This is a genomic window from Eudoraea sp. (genome assembly GCF_039969275.1).
Taxonomy (GTDB): Bacteria; Bacteroidota; Bacteroidia; order Flavobacteriales; family Flavobacteriaceae; genus Eudoraea.
The window spans coordinates 224,412-246,918 of sequence record NZ_JBDVOC010000014.1 but is presented as its reverse complement, the minus strand read 5'-3'; the positions used below and the strand labels follow the sequence as shown (position 1 = coordinate 246,918).

General features: G+C 35.6%; 18 protein-coding genes. 12 read left to right on the top strand and 6 right to left on the bottom strand.

The features are described from left to right. Positions 1-422: 422 nt before the first annotated feature. The 6 genes from ABJH90_RS13240 to ABJH90_RS13215 all read left to right on the top strand — a co-directional run bounded on the left by ABJH90_RS13240 (position 423) and on the right by ABJH90_RS13215 (position 6,351). On the top strand, positions 423-1,256 hold the full coding sequence (locus ABJH90_RS13240) for a DUF3108 domain-containing protein (protein ID WP_348141308.1): 834 nt from the start codon (positions 423-425) through the stop codon (positions 1,254-1,256). Positions 1,257-1,262: 6 nt separating this feature from the next. Beyond that, entirely contained in the window at positions 1,263-2,231 is a 969-nt protein-coding gene (locus tag ABJH90_RS13235) for a tryptophan 2,3-dioxygenase family protein (protein WP_348141310.1), read from the top strand. 2 nt (positions 2,232-2,233) lie between these two features. After that, the gene (locus ABJH90_RS13230) at positions 2,234-3,505 is read left to right on the top strand and encodes a peptidoglycan DD-metalloendopeptidase family protein (RefSeq protein ID WP_348141312.1); all 1,272 of its coding nucleotides are present in this window, start codon (positions 2,234-2,236) and stop codon (positions 3,503-3,505) included. A gap of 4 nt (positions 3,506-3,509) precedes the next feature. Further along, entirely contained in the window at positions 3,510-5,147 is a 1,638-nt protein-coding gene (pgi, locus tag ABJH90_RS13225) for a glucose-6-phosphate isomerase (RefSeq protein ID WP_348141314.1), read from the top strand. Between the two features lie 160 nt (positions 5,148-5,307). Further along, positions 5,308-5,745 carry a hypothetical protein gene (locus ABJH90_RS13220; RefSeq protein WP_348141316.1) on the top strand — a complete coding sequence of 146 codons (438 nt, stop codon included), beginning with the start codon at positions 5,308-5,310 and terminating at the stop codon, positions 5,743-5,745. A 12-nt stretch (positions 5,746-5,757) separates the two neighbouring features. After that, on the top strand, positions 5,758-6,351 hold the full coding sequence (locus ABJH90_RS13215; protein ID WP_348141318.1) for a DUF1080 domain-containing protein: 594 nt from the start codon (positions 5,758-5,760) through the stop codon (positions 6,349-6,351). 3 nt (positions 6,352-6,354) lie between these two features. On the opposite strand, the gene ABJH90_RS13210 is transcribed toward ABJH90_RS13215, so the two are convergent. Beyond that, positions 6,355-7,395, bottom strand: a complete 1,041-nt coding sequence (locus tag ABJH90_RS13210) for an endonuclease/exonuclease/phosphatase family protein (protein WP_348141320.1) — start codon at positions 7,393-7,395, stop codon at positions 6,355-6,357. 141 nt (positions 7,396-7,536) lie between these two features. Between ABJH90_RS13210 and ABJH90_RS13205 the strand changes: the two genes are divergently transcribed. Together ABJH90_RS13205 and ABJH90_RS13200 are read left to right on the top strand one after the other, a co-directional pair. Further along, positions 7,537-10,251 (top strand): TonB-dependent receptor, encoded by a 2,715-nt coding sequence (locus tag ABJH90_RS13205; protein WP_348141322.1) that lies wholly within the window; start codon positions 7,537-7,539, stop codon positions 10,249-10,251. A 94-nt stretch (positions 10,252-10,345) separates the two neighbouring features. Beyond that, entirely contained in the window at positions 10,346-11,668 is a 1,323-nt protein-coding gene (locus ABJH90_RS13200; RefSeq protein ID WP_348141324.1) for a DUF5689 domain-containing protein, read from the top strand. Between the two features lie 10 nt (positions 11,669-11,678). On the opposite strand, the gene ABJH90_RS13195 is transcribed toward ABJH90_RS13200, so the two are convergent. Together ABJH90_RS13195 and ABJH90_RS13190 are read right to left on the bottom strand one after the other, a co-directional pair. Continuing rightward, positions 11,679-12,083, bottom strand: coding sequence for a response regulator (locus tag ABJH90_RS13195; protein WP_348141326.1), 405 nt, complete (start codon positions 12,081-12,083; stop codon positions 11,679-11,681). A gap of 11 nt (positions 12,084-12,094) precedes the next feature. Continuing rightward, the gene (locus tag ABJH90_RS13190) at positions 12,095-13,915 is read right to left on the bottom strand and encodes a PAS domain-containing protein (protein ID WP_348141328.1); all 1,821 of its coding nucleotides are present in this window, start codon (positions 13,913-13,915) and stop codon (positions 12,095-12,097) included. Between the two features lie 199 nt (positions 13,916-14,114). Between ABJH90_RS13190 and ABJH90_RS13185 the strand changes: the two genes are divergently transcribed. Both ABJH90_RS13185 and ABJH90_RS13180 read left to right on the top strand, forming a co-directional pair. Continuing rightward, entirely contained in the window at positions 14,115-14,651 is a 537-nt protein-coding gene (locus ABJH90_RS13185; protein ID WP_348141330.1) for an ankyrin repeat domain-containing protein, read from the top strand. A 12-nt stretch (positions 14,652-14,663) separates the two neighbouring features. Then, positions 14,664-15,440 carry an amidohydrolase gene (locus ABJH90_RS13180; protein ID WP_348141333.1) on the top strand — a complete coding sequence of 259 codons (777 nt, stop codon included), beginning with the start codon at positions 14,664-14,666 and terminating at the stop codon, positions 15,438-15,440. On the opposite strand, the gene ABJH90_RS13175 is transcribed toward ABJH90_RS13180, so the two are convergent. Together ABJH90_RS13175 and ABJH90_RS13170 are read right to left on the bottom strand one after the other, a co-directional pair. Beyond that, positions 15,424-17,043: an Ig-like domain-containing protein gene (locus ABJH90_RS13175; RefSeq protein WP_348141335.1), complete on the bottom strand. Its 1,620-nt coding sequence runs from the start codon at positions 17,041-17,043 to the stop codon at positions 15,424-15,426. The two genes, ABJH90_RS13180 and ABJH90_RS13175, sit on opposite strands and share 17 nt — an antisense overlap. A gap of 49 nt (positions 17,044-17,092) precedes the next feature. Then, positions 17,093-17,629, bottom strand: coding sequence for a ComF family protein (locus tag ABJH90_RS13170; protein WP_348141337.1), 537 nt, complete (start codon positions 17,627-17,629; stop codon positions 17,093-17,095). Between the two features lie 208 nt (positions 17,630-17,837). On the opposite strand from ABJH90_RS13170, the gene ABJH90_RS13165 reads away from it, so the two are divergent. Next, complete coding sequence (locus ABJH90_RS13165) at positions 17,838-18,734, top strand: hypothetical protein (protein ID WP_348141339.1); 897 nt, start codon at positions 17,838-17,840, stop codon at positions 18,732-18,734. 78 nt (positions 18,735-18,812) lie between these two features. After that, the gene (locus ABJH90_RS13160; protein ID WP_348141341.1) at positions 18,813-20,357 is read left to right on the top strand and encodes a glycine--tRNA ligase; all 1,545 of its coding nucleotides are present in this window, start codon (positions 18,813-18,815) and stop codon (positions 20,355-20,357) included. A 21-nt stretch (positions 20,358-20,378) separates the two neighbouring features. On the opposite strand, the gene ABJH90_RS13155 is transcribed toward ABJH90_RS13160, so the two are convergent. Further along, positions 20,379-22,457, bottom strand: a complete 2,079-nt coding sequence (locus ABJH90_RS13155) for a TonB-dependent receptor (protein ID WP_348141343.1) — start codon at positions 22,455-22,457, stop codon at positions 20,379-20,381. Positions 22,458-22,507 lie beyond the last annotated feature (50 nt).

The window sequence follows — 22,507 nt, the reverse complement described above, 5'->3', positions numbered from 1 at the left end:
AAATTTGACTTGCTTTTATAAAGTATTGTTAATAGCCTAGTTAAAGTAAGTTAAAAGATTTTCAAGGGAAATAGTTATTAAGTAAATTTGGAAGACATAAGGGGTGGTTCCCTTATAACTTTAAGTATTGGTTTTTCATAATTTAAAGTTTGGTTGGTTATTTAGGAAAAGCCCTGATTCTTAATCGGGGCTTTTTTTTGAATTAAATTGAAGTAAAAGATGAATCTACTTATATGTCGGTTTTATGTCCAGTACCTCATTCAAACAGATAAAATTGACAGGTATTTTCTTTAGCCTATATATAAACTGGATAGACTGAATGATATATAGAATACAATACTTTGGAATAAATTTTGTTTATGTAATTGTAAATTAAAATTATTTATCCTCATTTTTTAATAATTTTGAATTGAAAATTAGATATGAAAAAGATCATTGTTCTATTTTTTGCCGCTATAACCCTGTCACTAGCAGGGCAGTTTGATGTTGTTGAGTCCTACAAAAATTACGACGATAACTTGGTTAAGGAAGTTTCTCTGCCCTCGGCATTCAAACCGGGAGAATGGCTGAAATTCAGGGTGCACTATGGCTTTTTAAACGCAAGTTATGCCACATTGCACTTGAAAAATAATATGATAGACAGTATTCCGGTATATCATGTAGTGGGCAGAGGAAAAACAACTGGTTTTGCAAGTATTTTTTTTAAAGTTGATGATACCTATGAAAGCTATTTTGACAAAGTAGACGGCAAACCTTACCGGTTTGTCAGAAAGCTAAATGAAGGGGGCTACACAAAGGATGTTGAAATAAATTTTGACCACGAAAAAGAAGTAGCGGTTCTAAATGATAAAAAGAACGATAAAAAACTTAATTTTACCTTAAAGGACAGTGTTCAGGATCTTATTTCAGCATTTTATTATTTAAGAAATAACTATGAATTTGATGATTTGGTCTTAGGAGAGGCTTTAGAACTTAAACTTCTTTATGACGATGACGGTATATATAAGTTTAGACTGAAATATTTAGGTAAAGAAATACTTAAAACAAAATTTGGTAAAGTAGAATGCCTTAAATTTAAACCTTTGGTGCAATCTGGACGCGTTTTTAAAGAACAGGAAAGTTTAGCTTTATGGGTGTCAAATGATTCGAACAAAATACCAATAAGGATTAAAGCGAATCTCGCTGTGGGAGCAATTTCTGCAGATTTGGATGGGTTCAATGGTTTAAAGTACCAGTTCAAAATAATAATGGACTAAACAAATATGAAAAATAAGGAGCGCTTAGAATCCCAAATATTAAAGCTAGAAGAAAAATATAAGGATTCAGGTCAGGATTTAAGCTCTTACTTAGATGGTTTATTGTACCAACGTTACCTCACCTACTGGGATTATATTCACCTCGATACACTTTTGAGTTTACAGGTTCCCCGTACACATTTCCCCGATGAGGAAATATTTATCATGTATCATCAAATCACAGAACTATATTTTAAGTTAATACTTCATGAAGAAAAACAAATTGTAGATGATAAATCTCAAAATGTGGATTTCTTTATTGAAAAATTGAATCGCATTAATAATTATTATAAAGCATTAATTTCTTCCTTTAGTATTATGATTCATGGGATGGAACGTGAACAATTCCTTCAATATAGAATGGCATTGTTGCCTTCAAGTGGATTTCAATCTGCTCAATATAGAACCATAGAAATTTATGCAACGCCCCTTGAACACTTAGTGTTTCCCTCAAAAAGGAAAGATTTTTCAAAAAAAAATGGGATTGAAGAATTATATGAACAAATCTACTGGAAAAAAGGAGCGACTGATAAGAAAACAGGGGGAAAGACCCTAACCCTTAAACAATTTGAATATAGATATACTCCCAGATTTATTCGAATTGCCAAACAGTTGAAAAACAATACTATATATCACAAATATTTAAATTTACCAGAAGAGAGTAAGCATAATAAAGTGCTTATTGAGGCGTTAAAAATAATGGACATAAATGCAAACATAAATTGGCCTTTGATGCATTTGGGATCAGCCCATAGATATCTAAACAAAGAGAACACTTCAATTGAGGCCACTGGGGGGACTAATTGGAAGGAATATTTGCCTCCAAGTTTTCAAAAGGTTGTATTTTTTCCAAATTTGTATTCAAAACAAGAGTTAAATAATTGGGGAAAGCAGTGGGTGGACCATATCTTTAACCCAGAAAAAATTGAAAACTGACCATGTATAAATATTGGGGCACATTTTTATTAATTAGTATATTTATTTCCTGCAAGCAAGTTCAAACCGACAAAGAAGTTAATGAGGTTGAAGATATCGCAATCTCAAATGAATTAACCTCTGATAAACAGTACGGATTTAATCTTGAAGACTTCTTAGTCGTAAGGGATACGGTAAAACGCGGAGATAGTTTTGGGGAATTGATGATTCAAAATAAAGTGAACTATCCTAAAATTGCTAAACTATCTGAAGAATATAGAGATACTTTTGATGTTCGCAAAATTAGAGTAGGCAAACCTTATCTTATTCTCAAATCTAAAGACACCACACAAGCGGCTCAGGTTTTTATTTACCAGAACGACCTTATAAACTATACTGTTGTTGACTTTCGCGACTCCGTTCTGGCTTATAAAGATCGTAAGCGAGTAAAATATGTTCAAAAAGAAGCGGCAGGAATAATTGAGACTTCACTTTCTGAGGCAATTTTGGATCAGGGAATAGATTACAATGTTACCAATGACCTCTCTGAAATTTATGCCTGGACCATAGATTTCTTTCGATTGCAAAAGGGAGATAAATTTAAGGTTATCTATAAGGAAAAATATATCAATGATACTATTTATGCGGGAGCCGAACCTATTGAATCAGCCTACTTTGAGCATAATGGCACACCTTTGTATGCTTTCGCCTATGAATCTGATTCCCTTAAAAATATAATTGATTACTTTGACGATGAGGCAAATAATCTTAGAAGGACTTTTTTAAGGGCTCCGGTTAAATTTAGTAGAATTTCATCCCGTTATAATCTAAAGAGAAAAATTCGCTACTATGGATATAAAGTAAGACCACACCGAGGTACTGATTATGCTGCACCTGTAGGCACCCCTATAATGTCAACTGCCGATGGTACTGTAACTGAATCTACAAGAAAGGGAGGTAATGGAAAATATGTAAAAATTAGGCATAACGGCACCTATAGTACTCAATACCTCCACATGAGAAAGCAGAAAGTAAAGAGAGGAGAATTTGTCAGACAGGGAGATGTAATTGGATGGGTTGGCATGACAGGTAATACTGGAGGCCCGCACGTGTGTTATCGCTTTTGGAAAAATGGCCGTCAGGTTGATCCGTTTAGGGAAAAACTTCCTGCCGCAGAACCTCTTCCTGAAGAGGTAAGAACAGATTATTTCAAATTTATTAGTCCTCAAAAAACCCAATTAGACTGTATTGAATTTCCGAAAAAACCTGATGAAGAATTGCTAACACTTAACTAACTCAATGCCATTACTGAACACTAACCCAACAACCACTGCAGCCTGGAAACTGCTTGGAGAGAACTTTAAGGAAACAAAAAGCTTACAACTCAAGGACCTCTTTGCAGCCGACAAGGAACGCGCCACAAAATTTACATTAAGATTTCAGGAGTTTATTGTTGATTATTCCAAGAACAGAATAACTGATGAAACCTTATCACTTTTAATGCAACTTGCAGAAGAAGTAAATTTAAAAGATGCTATTGAAAAGGTATTCAATGGCGACCTTATTAACCAAACTGAAGGCAGATCCGTACTTCATACAGCCCTTAGAGCAAAAGAAACAGATACGACAATGGTATCAGGGGTTAATATTATCCCTGAAGTTTATCAGGTAAAAGACCAGCTACGTCAATTCTCAGAAGATGTAATAAAAGGAGAAAGGAAAGGGCATACGGGGAAAGCGTTTACAGATATCGTAAATATAGGTATTGGAGGATCTGACTTGGGACCCTTAATGGTCACGGAGGCTTTAAAATATTATAAAAATCACTTACGGACTCATTTTGTTAGTAATGTAGATGGAGATCATGTCCATGAGACATTAAAAGAACTGGATCCGGAGACTACTCTGTTCATTATAGTTTCCAAAACTTTTACTACCCAGGAAACACTTAGTAACGCTAATACAATTAGAAAATGGTTCTTAAAATCTGCTACACAAAGAGATGTCGCAAAACATTTTGCAGCCGTTTCTACAAATACTAAAAAGATAAGCGAATTTGGAATAAGTGATGAAAATGTATTTCCCATGTGGGATTGGGTAGGAGGAAGATTTTCTCTGTGGAGTGCTGTAGGCTTGTCTATTTCGTTAGCTATAGGATATGAGAATTTTGAAGCTCTTTTGGCCGGAGCAAATGAAATGGACACCCATTTTAAGACTGCCAATTTTGATGAAAATATTCCTGTTATTCTTGCCCTTTTAAGCATTTGGTACAATAATTTCTACGAATCGGAAACAGAGGCCATTATTCCGTATTCCCAATACCTAAATAGATTTTCTGCCTATTTACAGCAAGGTATGATGGAGAGTAATGGCAAGAGTGTGGACCGTGACGGGAATTTTGCTGATTATCAGACGGGAACAATTATTTGGGGTGAACCAGGAACAAATGCACAGCATGCTTTTTTTCAATTAATACATCAGGGCACAAAATTAATTCCTGCAGATTTCATTGGTTTTAAGCATTCACTGCATGGAGATTCGGATCATCACAATAAATTGATGGCCAATTTTTTTGCTCAGACCGAGGCACTAATGAATGGCAAAACTGCTAATGAGGTCAGACAGGAATTAGAAGCTAAAGAAATGCCTGAAGATGAAATCGAAGCGCTACTTCCTTTCAAAACTTTTGAAGGAAATAAACCTACCAATACTTTATTGATAGATAAACTTACCCCCAAAACTTTAGGAATGTTAATCGCCATGTATGAACACAAAATATTCGTACAGGGGATTGTTTGGAATATATTCAGTTTTGATCAATGGGGCGTGGAATTAGGAAAGCAACTGGCTTCCAGAATATTGACAGACATTAACAATTCAGATATTGTCAAACACGATAGTTCTACATTAAGTCTATTGCATTTTTTCAAGAATTAAATGAGCTCTTTCATAATTCAGTCTTCCAGATGGTAAATGCAACTTGGATTGCGATATTTATTTAATTAAGATTATCAAAATTTATCAAGATAAGCCCCAACATTTTTGTTGGGGCTTTTTAATTCAATAAATTCCGTATTTTTAGCAAAAATAATTCAACATGGAAATTTTACAAACCGCGCATTCTTACCTTGCCTATGTAGTTCTGGCAGTTCTTTTTATTGCAGTGGCCAATGCAATTACGGGCTTAATGAGTAACAGAATGTTTACATTGGAAAAGGATTTTAGGATAAGTCTTTTTACCCTTATTCTTTCGCATATACAATTGGTTTTGGGTCTTATCCTGTTTTTTGTTTCATCCAATGGGTTTTCAGCAATAAAAGAACTTGGAATGGGTGGTTTAAGTTCGGCCGCAAGACTTTTGGCGGTGGAACACCCTTTTATCAACATTATAGCCATAGTTTTAATCACTATTGGCTGGTCTCGACATAAGAAATTCATGGAGGCCAAAAAGAAATTTAAAGCAATTGCCATTTTCTATGGTCTTGGTCTTGTACTCATTTTGAGCAGAATTCCCTGGGGGCAGTGGTTTAATTAAACAATATAAATTATGAAGCTAGTAAATACTCTAATATTCCTGTTTTGTAGCATAGTAGTTCTTGCGCAGGAGCAATCTTTATTTAATGGGCAAGATCTTTCCGGGTGGACCATTTACGGCACAGAAAAATGGTATGTGGAAGATGGATTATTGGTTTCAGAAAGTGGTCCGGACGCTCAATATGGTTATCTGGCAACCGATGAACATTATAAAGACTTTGTACTTACACTTGAATTTTTTCAGGAAGCTGACGGTAACAGTGGAGTGTTTGTAAGATCTACCGTTGATGGAACTAAAGTTAGTGGCTGGCAGGTGGAAGTTGCTCCAAAAGGACATCATACCGGAGGGGTTTATGAATCCTATGGCAGAGGCTGGTTAATAAAACCTGAAGCCGAAAAAGAGGAGGTACTTAAAGAAGGGACCTGGAATACGATGAAAATTAGAGTTAAGGGAGATGAGCTTGTTTCCTGGCTAAATGGAGTGGAAATGGTTTCCATTAAAGATGAAAAAATTGGCGAGGGTGAAGGCTCTATAGCACTTCAAATTCATGATGGAGGAGGAATAAAGGTGAAGTGGAGAAATATTAAAATAACCACTTCAGAGTAAATACTAATTCACTTTTTTTATTAGAAAAGCATAAACCGGAAAATGATCGCTATACCCACCGCTATACCTTCCGGCTACATGGGTGCGAAACGGATAGCCTTTGTAGTTACCTGTTTTATTCTGTAAGAATGAAGGGTGATAAATGCCAGCTTTCCAAAATGTATATGAAACCCTATTTTCATTTATAAAATTTTGAGAGAGTAGAATTTGGTCGAACACGCTCCATTGGTCTCTATAGGCCAGAGAACCATCACCTTTATTATATAAGGCTTCCATTGGATTAAAGAGAGCAGGACTTTTTGTATTCTCCTTATAGGAAGACGTCAGCATATTTTTTATACTGCTATCAGTAGGATTATCATTTAGATCCCCCATACTAATTATTTTAGCATCAATGTTAAGCCTCAACACGGAATCTATTATTCTTCTGTTGAGTCTGGCAGCAGCTTTTCTGTAGGGCCTGCTTCTTGCTACTCCTCCGCTACGCGAAGGCCAATGATTAACTATAATATATAATTCTTCGCCTTCCAATAACCCTCCTACTACGAGCTGATCTCTGGTGTAGTCTCGTTGTTCAGAATCGTTAAATATCAAAAGTCTGTGACTTTTAAATGACATTGGTATAAATCGGGTTTCTTTATATACTAATGCCACGTCAATACCTCTTTCATCAGGGGAATCATAATGAATAATATTAAAACCGTATGGCCTGAGAAATGGATGCTTTACCAAGTCCTGTATTACTTTCAAATTCTCAACTTCACAAAGACCTATTATATCAGGGCAAGTCTGTGTAGTTGACTTTCCAATTTTTGAAAGTACTTCAGCTATATGGGTTATTTTTAGTTTATAACGATCCAAGGTCCAGTTATAATTTCCATCTGGTGTCATTTCATCATCAAAGTACAGTGAATCGTTGACCGTATCAAAAAGGTTTTCAACATTGTAGAACGCAATGGTACGTATATTATAACGGTCCTCTTCTTGTGATTGAGCAATAGTTGATACAAGAATAAAAATCAAAAATAGTTCCTTTAAAATCATAATGTTCTATGGTCTCTGCCCATTACATGAATTTCTTATTGCCAAGTTATACCGGAGTGCCGCAAGCAAAATGCAGCGGGTAAGAATACTTTAGGTCTGAACCTTATGGCAATTTGAATGCGATTTATCTACTGTATTTTTATGGTCTTATTATTTTTTCAAATACTTAATGGCCAGCAAATAAGTATAAAAGGGAGTATAGGGGACGCACAAAGTCTCCTGGCAATTTCTTATGCAACTATAGAAATTGAGGGTACTTCATTAAAGGTAAATACTGATAATGAAGGGAGATTTGAAATAATCACAACTTTAAACGGGACATTCGTATTATCCATTAAGGCCAGGGATTATAGTGTAAAAAGACTTCCTATATATATTTCTCTTAACGAATTAAATTTAGGGCGAATATTAATAGAAAAAGATGTCTCTATTGATCAAATTGAAGTTTTAATAACACTAACAGATACCCAAATTATTGACGGGGAATTGGAGGGAGGAAGTTTAGGGATGTTAACTGCTACGCGGGATGTCTTTTTAAACCGTGCTGCTTTTGATTTTGGGCAGGCATTTTTCAAAGTGAGGGGCTACGACTCCCGAAATGGTAGTGTATTAATAAATGGAGTCCTGATGAATAAATTGCGTGATGGAAGGCCACAATGGAACAATTGGGGCGGTCTTAATGATGTACTGCGGAACCGGGATTTTTATTTAGGATTACAGGCATCTCCATATCGGTTTGGAGGACTTCTTGGAACTACTAATATAGACACAAGGCCATCAGGGCTTCGCCCCGGATTTAGATTGTCTGGTTCTCTTTCTAACCGGACTTATTCAGGACGTATTATGGCAAGTTACACCTCCAGGAAGAATAAAAGCAATTTTATCTATTCTCTTGCAGCCTCAAGAAGATGGGCAAAGGAAGGTTTTATAAACGGAACACTATATGATACCTTTTCAATATATGCAGCTATGGAGTATCAATTCAATGCTAATAACAGTTTGCTTTTTACGGGAATTCTTTCTTCCAATCGCCGTGGCAGTTCTGCAGCCATAACTGAAGAGGTATATCACTTAGCCGGAAATACATACAATCCCTATTGGGGATTTCAAAACGGATACTATCGCAATTCAAGGGAACGCAAAATTATGGAGCCCATAATTATGCTTAACTATTACGGCAAATTTGGAAAACTTGGTATCAATGCGGGAATGGCTTACCAATTTGGCAACTTTTCAAAAAGTAGGATAGGATATTTTAACGCCCCCAATCCGGAACCCACCTATTATAGATATTTACCCAGTTTTTACATAAACAGCCCAATTGGCGCAAATTTTTTAAATGCTGATCTGGCTAAAAAAGCTTTTTTGTTAAAACCACAAGTACAATGGGAAAACCTTTATAGAGCGAATTCAACAAACTCATCTGATGGGATGGCCGCATATGTTTTGTACGACGATGCTAGCGCTGACAAACAATTGACTCTAAATACTACCTTCAATATTAAACCCAATCAGGTGATTTCTATAGATACGAATTTGTCTTTTAGGAAGACCATTTCCAATAATTTTGCTAAAATTAATGACCTGTTAGGTGCAGATTATCATGCAGATAGAGATCCTTTTTCAAATACCCGAAATGATGAAAATGGTCAATTGAAAAAGGGCAAGGGAGATATCTTTAATTATAATTATACTTTCAATTATCAAGTATTTGATGCTTTTGCACAGATAAGTATCGATAAAAGTAAATGGAATTCTTTTGTAGCTGCCAACTATACACATTCGACCTATCAGAGGACCGGACATTTTTTAAATGAACGCTTCCCCGAAAATTCATTCGGGATAAGCAAACCTGTGCACTTCAGCAACTATGGGGTCAAGGCGGGATTTACCTATAAAATAAATGGAAGGCAATGGATTAGTACTAATGGAATACTCTTAAATAGGGCCCCGGTGGTCATAAATACTTTTATAAACCCAAGGGAGAACAATGCAATTGTTCCCAATTTAAATAACGAAAAAGTCACAACTATTGATATAAATTACTTTACCAGGTTTCCTAACCTTATTGGAAGATTAACCGGCTTCTATACTCGTTTTCAAAAGCTTACTGATATAAATTTTTTCTTTGTTGATGCCGGTGTAGGTTCAGATTTTGTGCAAGAAGTAATTACTAATCTTGATAAGCTCCATATGGGTATTGAGTTAGGGTTGTCATATCAGCTTTCATCATCTGTAAATTTATCTGCTGCCCTTGCTTTGGGTAAGTATATTTTCGCAAGTGACCCCAATCTGGCAATAAATTTTGATACCTCCGGGAATGAAGAAGATTTTATAAGTATTGAAGGCACAAAAGATTTAGGAATAGCAGAAATTAAACACTACAAACTACCAACAGGACCTCAAACAGGACTTTCATTGGGAGTAGAATACAGAGATCCCAAATATTGGTGGCTAAGCGCAAAAATTAACTATCTCGCTGATAATTATGCAGGTATATCAACAATAAGAAGAACGCAGAGTTTCTTTTTGAATCCCGATACAGGTCAACCATTTGATAACGCTACTCCGGGTAATGTTGATAGAATCTTAAAGCAAAATCCCTTGGATGATATATATCTCCTAAATCTGGTTGGAGGTAAATCCTGGTTGCTAAATGGTAAATACCTAAGTGTATTTGCAAGTATAAACAATGTATTTGATACTGATTTCAGAACCGGAGGTTATGAGCAAAACAGGAATGGCAACTACGGTCAATTAGTTCAGGACAATCTAAGTGGGTCACCGTCATTTGGTCCGAAATACTGGTTTGGTTATGGAAGAACATATTTTTTGAACCTGGCCATAAGTTTCTAAAATTAAACAGAATCAACTAATGCGATATGAATAGCTATTAAAAATGAAAAGTATAAAGAAATTAAGGCTGGGTATTTTAATAAGATACTGTTGTATGTTTTTCATTATCAACTGCGTTAAAGATGCTAATTTTAAATCTCCAGAAAGCTTTTGTAATAATCAATTAGTTGCCAATATTTCTTTCAATGAGGTTAAAAATTTGTTTCAAGGTGAGGTTATTCAAATACAGCAAGATTTAGTAATTGAGGGCTATATAGTATCTTCAGACCAGGCCGGAAATTTTTTTAGCACACTTCATATACAGGACTATCCAATAAACCCTACAGCTGGCTTTCAAATAGAAATAGACCTCAGGGATTCTTACTTGTTTTATGAATTGGGTAGTAAGGTTTTTATTAAGCTGAAGGGGCTATATCTCGGGAAGAGTAAAGGTGTTTACAAGCTAGGGGGTGTATTCACGTCTTTTGGAAATTTAAGTGCAGGAAGGTTACCAGCCCGTGCAGTAGGGGATCATCTGTTTCTTTCATGTGATCCTATTAGTAATTTGGCTCCTAAAATTATTTCCATACCTGAACTTAGCGAAGAATTAATAAGCACTTTAATACAACTAGAAAGCCTGGAATTTATAGCAGAGGAACAAAACTTAACTTTTGCTCTTCCGAAGGAGGAAACGATAAGGAATCTTACTAATTGTAATGGTGTTTTGATTGAATTACTAAATAGTGGATATTCTGATTTTCAGGATACAATATTACCTTCGGGGAATGGATCTGTTACTGCTGTTCTTTATAGAGAAAATAATGATTATCAGTTAATCATTCGCACATTAAATGATATGGATTTGAGAAATAAGCGTTGTGTAAATTCAGAAGTTCTTTTGACATCTGACCAAATATTTATATCGGAAATAGCTGACCCCAATAATAATGCTGAGGCCCGATTTATTGAACTTTACAACGCAGCTAACGAGCAGATTCAATTAGATGGTTGGCTTTTATTAAGGTACACTAACACAAATGTTACTTCAGGATCAGAAATAGATCTATCAGGGATAATAATTGATTCAAATAGTACGTTAGTTTTCTCGCCTAATGCAATGGAATTTGAAAGTATATACGGATTTCCTCCTGATTTTGAACTAGGAAACAATAGCCCGGCAGATTCCAATGGTGACGATAATTTAGTGCTGATAGACCCTTTTGGAACCGTTATTGATGTCTTCGGACTTGTAGGAGAAGATGGTTCAGGGACAAATCATGAATTTGAGGATGGAAAAGCCGAAAGGAACATAAATATTGTGACCGGGAATCCTGTCTTTACATTTAATGAATGGACAATTTATAATGATACCGGAGGTTCTGAAACTATTAATTTACCACAGAATGCTCCTGAAGATTATTCACCTGGAATTCGTTAATTTTTAAAATTTATGCAACTTCTTCTTTCTGTATAGCGGCCAGATCATTCGCTGTTACAGGTTTAAGAATATAGTTTTTCACAATTGAGTAGTTTTTAATACGAACCAAATCTCTCGGATCAACGGAAGAGCTAATGATATAAACGACTGTGTTATCTAATTCTGATTCACTTATTTTACAAAAATCGTCCAGAAAATCCCAGCCATTCATAATAGGCATATTTAAATCCAAAAAAATAATTGAAGGTAATTTCTTTCCGGCTTCTGAATTTAATCTAAGACCATTTATGGCATCCTTTCCATTATCATAAACGAGAATGTCATCACCAAAATTAACTTCCTTCATCAGGCGTTTAATACCATAAATAAATATGTGATCATCATCAATGACACAAACATTTTCGAATTTCTTCATTGTTGAGCAGATTAAACATTAATAGCTTCAAAAAACAAGCGGAAATTAGTGCCCTTATTTACCTGGCTATCCACTTCAATTTTACCATTCATGGATTCAATTTGATTTTTTGTAATAAATAAGCCAATTCCTTTTGCATCCTTATGCTTATGGAATGTTTTATACATTCCAAAAATCGCATTGCCATGCCTTTTCAGATCTATTCCCTGTCCATTATCGGAAAAGGTGACCAATGTATGATCATCTTTTTGCTCAGCTGTAATTTTAAGAGCCAGTGATCTTTTGGGAGAACTATATTTAATGCTATTTGTAAACAAATTCAAGAGAATACTATCCATATAGGCCGGGATAGCGTTAATTTGGAGTTTTTTTCCCACTTCTATTTCACATACTGTATTTTTTTCCTTTAACAGGACGGCTAGGTTTTTCTCAACACCTATTATAGTCTCATATAAGTTTACCGGGCGCATTTTATCAAGGGTATCAATTTTTACCTGTACCACTTCGGTGAGATTTTGTACTGTCTCATCTAAACTTTCAGAAGCTTCGCATAGCATTTTTATCAGCCTTTCCTTTTCATTATTATCTCCTTCCTGATCGAGAAACCCCGTGAGCATCGATAGATTACTGGAATGAGATCTTAGATTATGGGAAACAATATGAGCAAAGTTCATCAGACTGTTATTTTGTTCACTAGTGATCTCCAATAGATTTTTTAGTTTTTTTTCAGCATTTTTGTTCTTTGTAATGTCCCAATTGGTGCCAATCATTTTCAATGCATTTCCATTATTATCCCTATGTGTAAAAGCAATTGCTTTAATATGTCTTATTTCACCATTGGGCCAGAGCACACGAAATTCGGGATCAAATTCTGCCTCCCCATTTAGTGCACGCTGCAATAGTTCTTGGGAAGGCGCTATATCATCAGGATGAACACTAGCTTCCCAGGCTTCAACAACCCCACTAAAATTCTTTTTATTCAGGCCATATAGCTCATACATATTATCATCCCATACCAGGATATTATCAACAACATTATACTCCCAGATTCCAATTTGGGCAGCTTTAGTGGCCATCGCCAGCCTGTCTGCAACTTCGTTGTATTTTAGTTCTATTCTCTTTTTTTCATCAATATCTTGAAACGTACCATAAATGCGAACACATTTATCATCAACAATTTCTACTTCTCCTTTGGCCCTTACCCATAATTCTTTTCCCTTGGCAGTAATAATTCGTAACTCGGTATCCCATGGCAGGCCTTTATTTATGGCATCACTTACCAAAATGGAGATTTTATCACGGTCTGTCCCTTCTTTATAGAAATTAATACCTTCTTCTAAATTAGGGACATAATTCTCTGGGACTTCATGAATTTCCTTGGTCACCTGAGTCCAATACACTGTATTTGCCAATAAATCTACTTCCCATCCCCCTATACGGGCAATACTTTTAGATTTTAGTAAAAGTTCTTCTCTTTTTTTGGTTTCGGTTATATCATCCTTAACTATAATTAGGCCATTGATCTTTTCGGGATTTTCTGTCCATGGAGAAATCGTCCATTCCAACCACTTTGTATTAAGCTTAGGTTGATTCAATTCTTGAATAAACTTCACTTGTTCACCTCCTACAAGACATTCTTCACAACGTTTAGAAAATTCCTTGCTTGTGTAATTGATTACATCATAGATAGGAAGTCCAATTGGACTGCCGTTGAGGTTCTCCAATTCTTTTAGCCAAAGCTTAGAATGGTCAATAATCTGCATTTCAGAATTTACAATGACTACAGATGCAGGGTAGTCTTTAATAAAAGAAGAAGTTAAAAGTGTTTCCAAATGATGTATTTGTATTGAAGTTACGTTTATTTCTTACATAACGTAAGAAAATACACTAAAAGTATATCATATAATACATCTTTAGTCATAATTGTCTGGATCTTAACAACCTGTGGTAGGGAAGACAAATATTTAAATGGCATTAATTATATTAATTTCTTCTTCGCATTTTTAAGTGTCAATTTCTTAATAGTGTTTAATGGCACCGCTAGAAAATGCTTACAATGACATTTTTTTTATACATTTAATTTCCATGCAAGAGAATATAAATACTTTTTTTAATGAAATAAGAACTGGTAATATTGAAGCCGTTAAGGAATTGGTTACAGAATTCCCCGACCTTGTAAATTCTGTGGACCAGAGAGGGTCTACCCCTTTAATTCTTGCGACTTATTATGATCATAGGGAGATGGCGAATTTCCTTCTGGACCAGGGGGCCAAAATTGATGCTAAGGATGCATCCGGTAATACTGCGCTAATGGGGACTAGTTTTAAAGGCTTAGTGCAATTAGCTGTGGTTTTAATAAGCAGAGGGGCTAACGTAAATGTGAGAAATGCTTTGGGCGCCACTTGTCTAATTTATACTGCTACCTTTAATAGAAAAGAATTGGCCGAGCTGCTGCTGGAACATGGAGCCGATACAACCGTGAAAGATGCGGGAGGAAATACGGCTTTGGACCATGCTCAAAAGCAGGGATTTTCAGACTTGATAACGCTTTTAGAAAAGAATGGATAATTAATGATTATTATGCAAAGTGAGCTTAAAGTAGCGCTGATACAAACCACATTGATATGGGAGAATCCCATGGAAAATAGAAATATGTTTTCCGAAAAGATAAGGGAGATTCCAAGCGATACGGATATGATTATCTTGCCAGAAATGTTCACAACCGGATTTACCATGACCCCGGAAAGAGTAAGCGCTAAAGAGGGAGAAATTACCCTGAAATGGATGAAGGAAACAGCCAGAGACCAAAATTCAGCTTTGGTTGGGAGTATTTCATTTAATGAAAAAAACAAATTTACTAACCGACTCTTTTTTGTACAACCTGATGGTACTATTAAGAGTTATGATAAGAAACACACTTTTACATTTGCCGGAGAGGATGAAGTATATAATTCCGGTAAGGAGAGATTGGTGTTTTCTTATAAAGGATTCCGGATTTGCCCTTTAATATGCTATGACCTTCGATTCCCAGTATGGGCTAGATATAAAGGAGATTATGATCTTTTGCTTTTTGTGGCCAATTGGCCTGAACCCAGAATTGCTGCCTGGGATACTTTGTTAAAAGCTAGGGCCATAGAAAACATGAGCTATTGTATTGGGGTTAATAGATTGGGTGAGGATAATAATGCACTTAGATACCCTGGTCATTCGGCCATATATGACCCTATGGGGAGTCAGATAGTTTTCTCTAAAAAAGATGAGGTGCTCTATGCTTCTTTAAGCCTGAAACACTTAAAAGATTTAAGGGCGCAATTTAAATTTTTAGAAGATAGAGATCATTTTAGTCTAAGACAGTAAATGTTTCAATTTTTTCCCAATTGGCCCGCATTTCAATAACACCTGGGTAGTAGATTACTCTTTCTGGCTGAATCTTCTTTAGATAATTTCCTGTATCCCATATACCGTTTGAATTGCTATCAAAAATAATCCGAATAAGATAATTTCCGGGTTCAACTGTATTAAAATCTAAGGCTTTCGCGTCGGATAGATATATTTCCCTGTATAATTTCTCTTTTTCATCGGTTAATTGTACAATAATAGGATAGGTTATTTCACCTGCTAAATTCAAGCGCAAATTGCCAAAGTCAGCATACCCTCCGGTAGATAATCTATAATTAATCGTATCATTGGTTTCCCCAAAGAAGTCAGTAATAAAATTAGGAAGTAAATTTAGATAATAGGTCTCATCAGCCTCTTTTTCAAAGTTCATGAACATCCGGTTTTTTGTGGTGTCCAATTCGGCTTTGAAATTAACCGCTAATGTATCCTTGTTGAAAATAGTTATCCTTGTTGTGTCCATAGCAGCAATCGGAATACTGGATGTGAGATAGAATTCATCAGCGAAGTTTATGGAGTTTCGATGACTGGGAGTCAGCATCAAAGAATCTGCAGCCAGTTTTCTTGTTTTTACCGTAAACGTATCAATTTTCTTTAGGTTCTCATTGGTCACTTTAAAAATGATAGAATCTATTTCAAAAGGGGTGAACCAATAGTTTAGCGTATCTTTTTCAGGATCTTTGGCGACGAGAGTATTTATAGAATCAGGAATTTCTGTTAAAGCTTCAATATCTAATTTTACATCTCCACCCGAATAGCCAAAAATAATTTTGTTTGCAGCCGCATAATTTGGTGTTTTTAAACTATAATTAGGGATCTCTTTAAAAAGATTAAGGAGAAAAACAGTATCCGTTGGCAGATAGACGGTGTCTTCAATAAAGCCTATTTTATCTGTATTCTGATCGAATACATTGTTCTTAGATTCATCCTTGATAGCAATAATGGCATATTTTCCGGCCTTGAGGTGTTTAAGTTGGAATATAATTGTGCTGTCCAGCGTATTTGTAATATAATTTGGTGGTTTATTATAGGTTGTTGAATCGGTATACGCAGTGTCTATTTCGTATAACATAACACTAATAAATTCGTCTGCTTTTTTATTGAAAGCATCTTTAACAACCCCTGAAACGGTTAATGAATCAATATATGTGCCTGTAGAAAAAACATAAGTTAAGAAGCTGTTCGGATTGCCTTCATTATTATCTACGATACTCTGTCCGAAATTTAATATATAGGTTGTATTTTCTAACAAAGTATCTTTTAAAGTGATTTCTACGTATTTGCTGGCACCTCCCTGAGGTGAAACTTCAGGATTGTATTTTAAAGGCGGTGAAACGATAAGCTGATTTTGAACATCCTCCAATTTTATATATTCATCAAAATAAAGCCTGATTTTTTTAGCCTTGAATTCAGTTGTCAGATTTTCGGGTTCTGCCTTTATTAAAACCGGAGGCGTAGTGTCTTTAGGCCCGCCAGTAGGAGTTCCTCTCCTGGCACATTGTAAAGCGGCCAGAACAACTGCAACTAGAAAAAAGAAGGATAAAATACGCTGTATTCGAGGCATTTGATTTTTCTATAAGGCAAAGAAACAATTAATTTAAAGAATTGTAAAATTAAGGAACAACCGCCATCGCAGCAACTGAAACTGTAACATCTTTTGCCTTTTTTATAGCCCGTACACAAGCTTCCATGGTAGCACCGGTAGTAATCACATCATCAATCAATAGCACATTTTTGCCGCATAAAAAATCAGGATTAGTCACTCTGTAAAGGTCTGGTATCCCCCTCCATCGATACAACCTGTTTTTTTTGGTTTGGGTACGGGTATTGGCTGTTTTAACAAGAATATGTTCCATATAACTAGCATTAAGATGATCTGCAATTCTTTTTGCAAACCCAGAAACTTGATTATATCCTCGTTTTTTGAGCTTTTTTTTATGTAATGGAACAGGTATTACAATATCAATATGGTCTAGAGCGTTACCTTCTCTCAGAACCTGGCCATACCAGTCCCCTAAAAATTGTCCTATTTGAGGTTGATTTTTATATTTTAAAAAGTGGATTAAATTTTTAACAATCCCTTGATCTGAATAAAAAAGGAAAGCAGAGGCCTTTTTTATGTCAATTCGGCCATAAAATATTTTATCCACTGCATTTTGCTCAATAAAATCGTATTCGGTAAGTGGTATTTGGTTTCGACAAAGTGTACATAATAGCTGCTCTCCTCGATATAATTGAACATTACATCCAAAACACAACCTCGGTAGAAGTACCGTGTTGATATCATTTATTATATTTGATAGCTTGGAAAAGTACAAATCTTTAATAAACCTAATCTTATTTGCTTAGCCTATCTGAATGGATATTCAAGATAATAAATTTAACTATAAGATAATACTTGCTGCATTAGTTGCCGTAATTTTAGGCATATTAATAGCTTTCTACTATAGTTATGCCCAATCCAGAACTCAAATAAACTATTTGGAAGATGAAAAAGGCCTGCTTGTAAAGGATTTAACCCTTATGAAGACTGAAGTAGACCGGCTTTCTGCGCTTAATGAGGTAAACGAAATAGAATTGCAGGATTCAAGATATCGTGTTCAGCAGCTATTGGATTCTGTGGGTAGACTCAACTTTACCGTAGCCAAATTAAAAGAGTACAAGAAAGAGCTGCGTGAGTTGGAAGTAAAACACGATAGCCTTAAACTTAAAAACAATTTTCTTAAATATAATAATATGCTACTCTCCGATAAATATGAGGAGACTCGCAAAATGATTGAAGAATTAAGAGGCAAAAGTAGTTCTCTTGCAGAAGCGGAAGCATTGCTGCGTGAGAAGAATAAGGAGCTTAACAAGGAATTGCGAATAAAGAGCTATTTAAAATTGCAAAATTCAGAAGGAAGTGGATTCAGAATGCGCAGCAGTAAACCCATTAAAACCACTAAGGCATCAACTATTGAGAAGCTAAGGGGTTGTGTTACAATTATTGGGAACCCCAATGATATAAACGAGGAAAAGGTTATTTACTTTCAGTTTCTTGGCCCTAACATGGGGGTTATAGAGGACAACGCTAATGTCATTTCTGTAAGTGGAAATATCTATAGTAAGAGAGTTGAGCTAGTATCCACCGGAGAGGATTTCAGTGTATGTGATTTTATAACAATTCCTGAAGGTTCGCTGGAATCTGGCACCTACACCCTTAATGTTTTTGAAGACGAAAAACTACTGTCATCTTCAGAATTTCAATTGAAATAAAGACTACTTTTTTTAATGTTATTCTATTTTATTTCTAAGTCTTAAAAAATAAATGCTATAATATTCTATTTTTGCCCAATGGCAAATCAAGAAGACATCTTTAAAAAGGTAATTTCACATGCTAAGGAATATGGCTATGTGGTGCAATCAAGTGAAATATATGATGGCTTGAGTGCGGTGTACGATTATACTCAGAACGGAGCAGAACTTAAAAAAAACATTAAAGAATACTGGTGGAAGGCCATGGTGCAGATGCATGACAATATTGTTGGCATTGATGCCGCAATATTTATGCATCCTACTACCTGGAAAGCATCCGGGCATGTTGATGCTTTTAATGATCCGCTTATTGATAATAAAGACTCCAAAAAAAGGTATCGGGCAGATGTATTGGTTGAGGACCATGTCGCTAAGATAGAAGCAAAAATTGATAAGGAAGTTCAAAAAGCTTCAAAACGATTTGGTGAGTCCTTCGACAAAACCCAATTTTTGACAACTAATCCACGTGTTTTGGGTTATCAGGAAAAAGCACGAAGTATACTTAAACGCCTAGGCAGATCTTTGGAAGCCGAAGATTTAGAGGATGTTAAAAATCTAATCGAAGAGTTGGAAATAGCTTGCCCCGTTTCAGGGTCTAAAAACTGGACAGATGTTAAACAATTTAATTTAATGTTCGGGACAAAACTAGGAGCTTCCACCGAAAATGCCACCGATCTTTATTTAAGGCCTGAAACAGCCCAGGGGATATTCGTAAATTTTCTTAATGTTCAAAAATCCGGGCGACTCAAAATACCATTTGGGATAGCACAAATTGGAAAGGCATTCAGAAATGAAATTGTTGCAAGGCAATTTATATTCAGAATGAGGGAATTTGAACAAATGGAGATGCAATTCTTTATTAAACCAGGAACGCAGATAGAATGGTATGAAAAGTGGAAAGAGTTACGCATGAAATGGCATTTATCTCTTGGAATGGGAGAAGAGAATTACCGTTTTCACGATCATGAAAAACTGGCCCATTATGCAGATGCTGCCTCGGACATAGAGTTTAAATTTCCATTTGGATTTAAAGAACTCGAGGGGATTCACTCCAGAACCGATTTTGATCTGGGGAGCCATGAAAAATATTCAGGTAAAAAATTACAGTATTTTGATCCTGAGCTCAACCAGAATTATGTGCCTTATGTTGTAGAAACTTCTATTGGAGTTGATAGAATGTTCCTGGCTGTTTTTTCAAATTCACTGAAGGAAGAGGAATTGGAAAATGGAACAACCCGGATAGTTTTAAAATTACCTGCCGTACTTGCACCCACAAAAGCAGCCGTCCTACCACTTGTAAAAAAAGATGGCTTACCCGAAATAGCGCATAAAATTATTGATGATCTGAAATGGGATTTTAATGTGGTATATGATGAAAAAGATGCTGTAGGGAGAAGGTATCGAAGGCAAGATGCTGCTGGGACGCCTTTTTGCATTACCGTAGATCATCAAACTCTGGAAGATGATACAGTTACTATTCGCCATAGAGACACTATGGAACAAAAGAGAATAGCCATACGTGCCGTTAATGAGACTATCGCCAATGAGGTTGGAATAAGGAACTGGTTGAAGAAAACGGAATAAAGTCTTATTCGAACGAATAATTCATAATTGATAATTAAGTCCCAGACTAACATAAAAATTTCTGTCATTTCCCGGGTAATAATAGCGAGGTTCGGCTCCACCGAATCCTACGGCATTGATTAATACAGATTGGGCATAATTAACATCAAAAATATTATTTATACCAAAGTCAAATGAAATGTATAAATTCTCTACTATCTCTTTTTTGTAACCCATTCTTGTGTTTAGAATATTGAATGGTTCGCTATACAGAGTATTGGCATCTGTTAGAGGAATACCATCTACATATTGATAGGTAGTATTCCAATAAAAATCTTTTGTATAGTTAAAGCGCAATCCCAAATTTATTCTATTCCTGGGGACACCGGTTAAAGGATTGCCTGAATAATCATTGTTTCCATCTACAAAATCAACGAATTTATGATCACTTAAGGTATAACTTGCAAAAGGGATGATTTGTAATTTTGAGCTTAAATCGAAAGTATAATTAAAATCTAATTCCACTCCCTGATGTCTTGTACTCCCGGCATTTGTGCCAACAAATTGATCTTCTCCTATCCGCTGAGCAACCAGCAAATCATTAATATGCATCCTGAATATAGCAAGGCTCAGCCATAACTTGTTCCCGGCAAGGAACATTTTTGTGCCAAGCTCGTAATTCACCCCCTTTTCCTGAGTAATTTCCGGGTTGATAATTCCTTCGGGAGTTAAAGTTTCTTCCAATCCGGGGTTAGAAAATCCCCTGCTAATATTTGCATAAACCTGCCTCCCCTCATCTATGGAATAGACCAAATCCAGACTGGGCATTACTATGAGATCAAAATTTCGTTTTGCATTCTTATTAGCTTCCCCGGAGTTAAATAAATCTCTGTAATCGTAATGAGTTTTATTTAGGTTTATACCAACTTGCAGTTTGAATCTTTTAGCAAGAGGTAGTGTTAGAGTGCCAAATGCATTAAATTGCCTTCTGTATTCCTTGTTGCGACTGAGTTCATTTCCCTGCAGACTTCCATTTCCATTGTTATCCTCGTATAAATTCTCATAAGTTTTCCAGTTGTATTCATCTTTGTAGAGTTCTCCTCCAAATAGGTAAGACGCTTTTCTATCCTGATATCCAAAATAACCTATAAATTGGGTTCTGAAACCATAACTGTTGGTAAACTCATCTAGAATATTAAACGGGCGGGCTTCATAATGATCAAGATATGAGTAAAAAAGACTTGTAGTATTCTCCAGTTTGCTACTTATTTTATAATTGTAAGACAACCCCAGAAGTGTATATTTATTAGATTCGAAGCCTTGTGCCTGTTTCCATGTAAAAGCAGCTTGTTTTGGATTTTCCGTAAAAGCCGTTATCCCCAAAGAACTTGGTATTTGAGCGGTGTAGTCAATATAATTTGCCAAAATGGCAATTGAACTCCTGGAGTTAAGTTCAATTGCTGTTGTCATAAGTATACCATCGCGGTTAAAGTTATTGTTCTCCCTATAGCCTTCTGTGTTTAAATGGTTATAGCGCAAATTAAACTCCAGGCTATCTGTTGAATGTGCAATACTTAAATTGTCTTTTATAAGCCCATAAGAACCTATAGTAAAGTTATTGGCAAAAAAGGTTCCTTTATTAATTTGTTTTTTAGTATTAAGAAGTATAGCACCTCCCAGATTTGTCCCATAGGCAGTTCCTTTGGGCCCTTTAATCACCTCCATTGAAGTAAGATTTTCAAGATCAAAAGCTTCAATTGTTGAAAAACCATTACCGTTGGTAACCGGAATATCCTCAAAATACAAGCGCAATTTGTCTGTGCCAAATGGGGTTCTCGCGCCCACACCCCGAATGGTTATACGGTTTGTGTTTAATGCGCCTGAAAACAGATAAACTCCCGAAATTTGATTAATTGAGGAGGCAACATCTATGGGGCTGTGATTTTGAAAGGCCTTTTCTCGAATAATCGTCGAAGGTGTAATTCCAAGAGTTTTATTGGTTTTACTAGGATTATAAATAATAACTTCCTTAAGATAAGTAATAGAATCCTTTTCTAATTCCTGAGAATGCCCGAAGAAATAATTGGAAAGAAGGATGAAAAAAAAAATGTAATGCTTCATTAATTAATATTAGGTCCAAAAATAAGTATAAAAGATAAGCTAATGGGATT

Bases quoted from the DNA above. Each gene is read 5' to 3' on its own strand.
- ABJH90_RS13240 (WP_348141308.1), top strand. From the start codon at position 423: ATGAAAAAGATCATTGTTCTATTTTTTGCCGCTATAACCCTGTCACTA.
- ABJH90_RS13235 (WP_348141310.1), top strand. From the start codon at position 1,263: ATGAAAAATAAGGAGCGCTTAGAATCCCAAATATTAAAGCTAGAAGAA.
- ABJH90_RS13230 (WP_348141312.1), top strand. From the start codon at position 2,234: ATGTATAAATATTGGGGCACATTTTTATTAATTAGTATATTTATTTCC.
- pgi (WP_348141314.1), top strand. From the start codon at position 3,510: ATGCCATTACTGAACACTAACCCAACAACCACTGCAGCCTGGAAACTG.
- ABJH90_RS13220 (WP_348141316.1), top strand. From the start codon at position 5,308: ATGGAAATTTTACAAACCGCGCATTCTTACCTTGCCTATGTAGTTCTG.
- ABJH90_RS13215 (WP_348141318.1), top strand. From the start codon at position 5,758: ATGAAGCTAGTAAATACTCTAATATTCCTGTTTTGTAGCATAGTAGTT.
- ABJH90_RS13210 (WP_348141320.1), bottom strand. From the start codon at position 7,395: ATGATTTTAAAGGAACTATTTTTGATTTTTATTCTTGTATCAACTATT.
- ABJH90_RS13205 (WP_348141322.1), top strand. From the start codon at position 7,537: ATGGTCTTATTATTTTTTCAAATACTTAATGGCCAGCAAATAAGTATA.
- ABJH90_RS13200 (WP_348141324.1), top strand. From the start codon at position 10,346: ATGTTTTTCATTATCAACTGCGTTAAAGATGCTAATTTTAAATCTCCA.
- ABJH90_RS13195 (WP_348141326.1), bottom strand. From the start codon at position 12,083: ATGAAGAAATTCGAAAATGTTTGTGTCATTGATGATGATCACATATTT.
- ABJH90_RS13185 (WP_348141330.1), top strand. From the start codon at position 14,115: ATGGCACCGCTAGAAAATGCTTACAATGACATTTTTTTTATACATTTA.
- ABJH90_RS13180 (WP_348141333.1), top strand. From the start codon at position 14,664: ATGCAAAGTGAGCTTAAAGTAGCGCTGATACAAACCACATTGATATGG.
- ABJH90_RS13175 (WP_348141335.1), bottom strand. From the start codon at position 17,043: ATGCCTCGAATACAGCGTATTTTATCCTTCTTTTTTCTAGTTGCAGTT.
- ABJH90_RS13165 (WP_348141339.1), top strand. From the start codon at position 17,838: ATGGATATTCAAGATAATAAATTTAACTATAAGATAATACTTGCTGCA.
- ABJH90_RS13160 (WP_348141341.1), top strand. From the start codon at position 18,813: ATGGCAAATCAAGAAGACATCTTTAAAAAGGTAATTTCACATGCTAAG.
- ABJH90_RS13155 (WP_348141343.1), bottom strand. From the start codon at position 22,457: ATGAAGCATTACATTTTTTTTTTCATCCTTCTTTCCAATTATTTCTTC.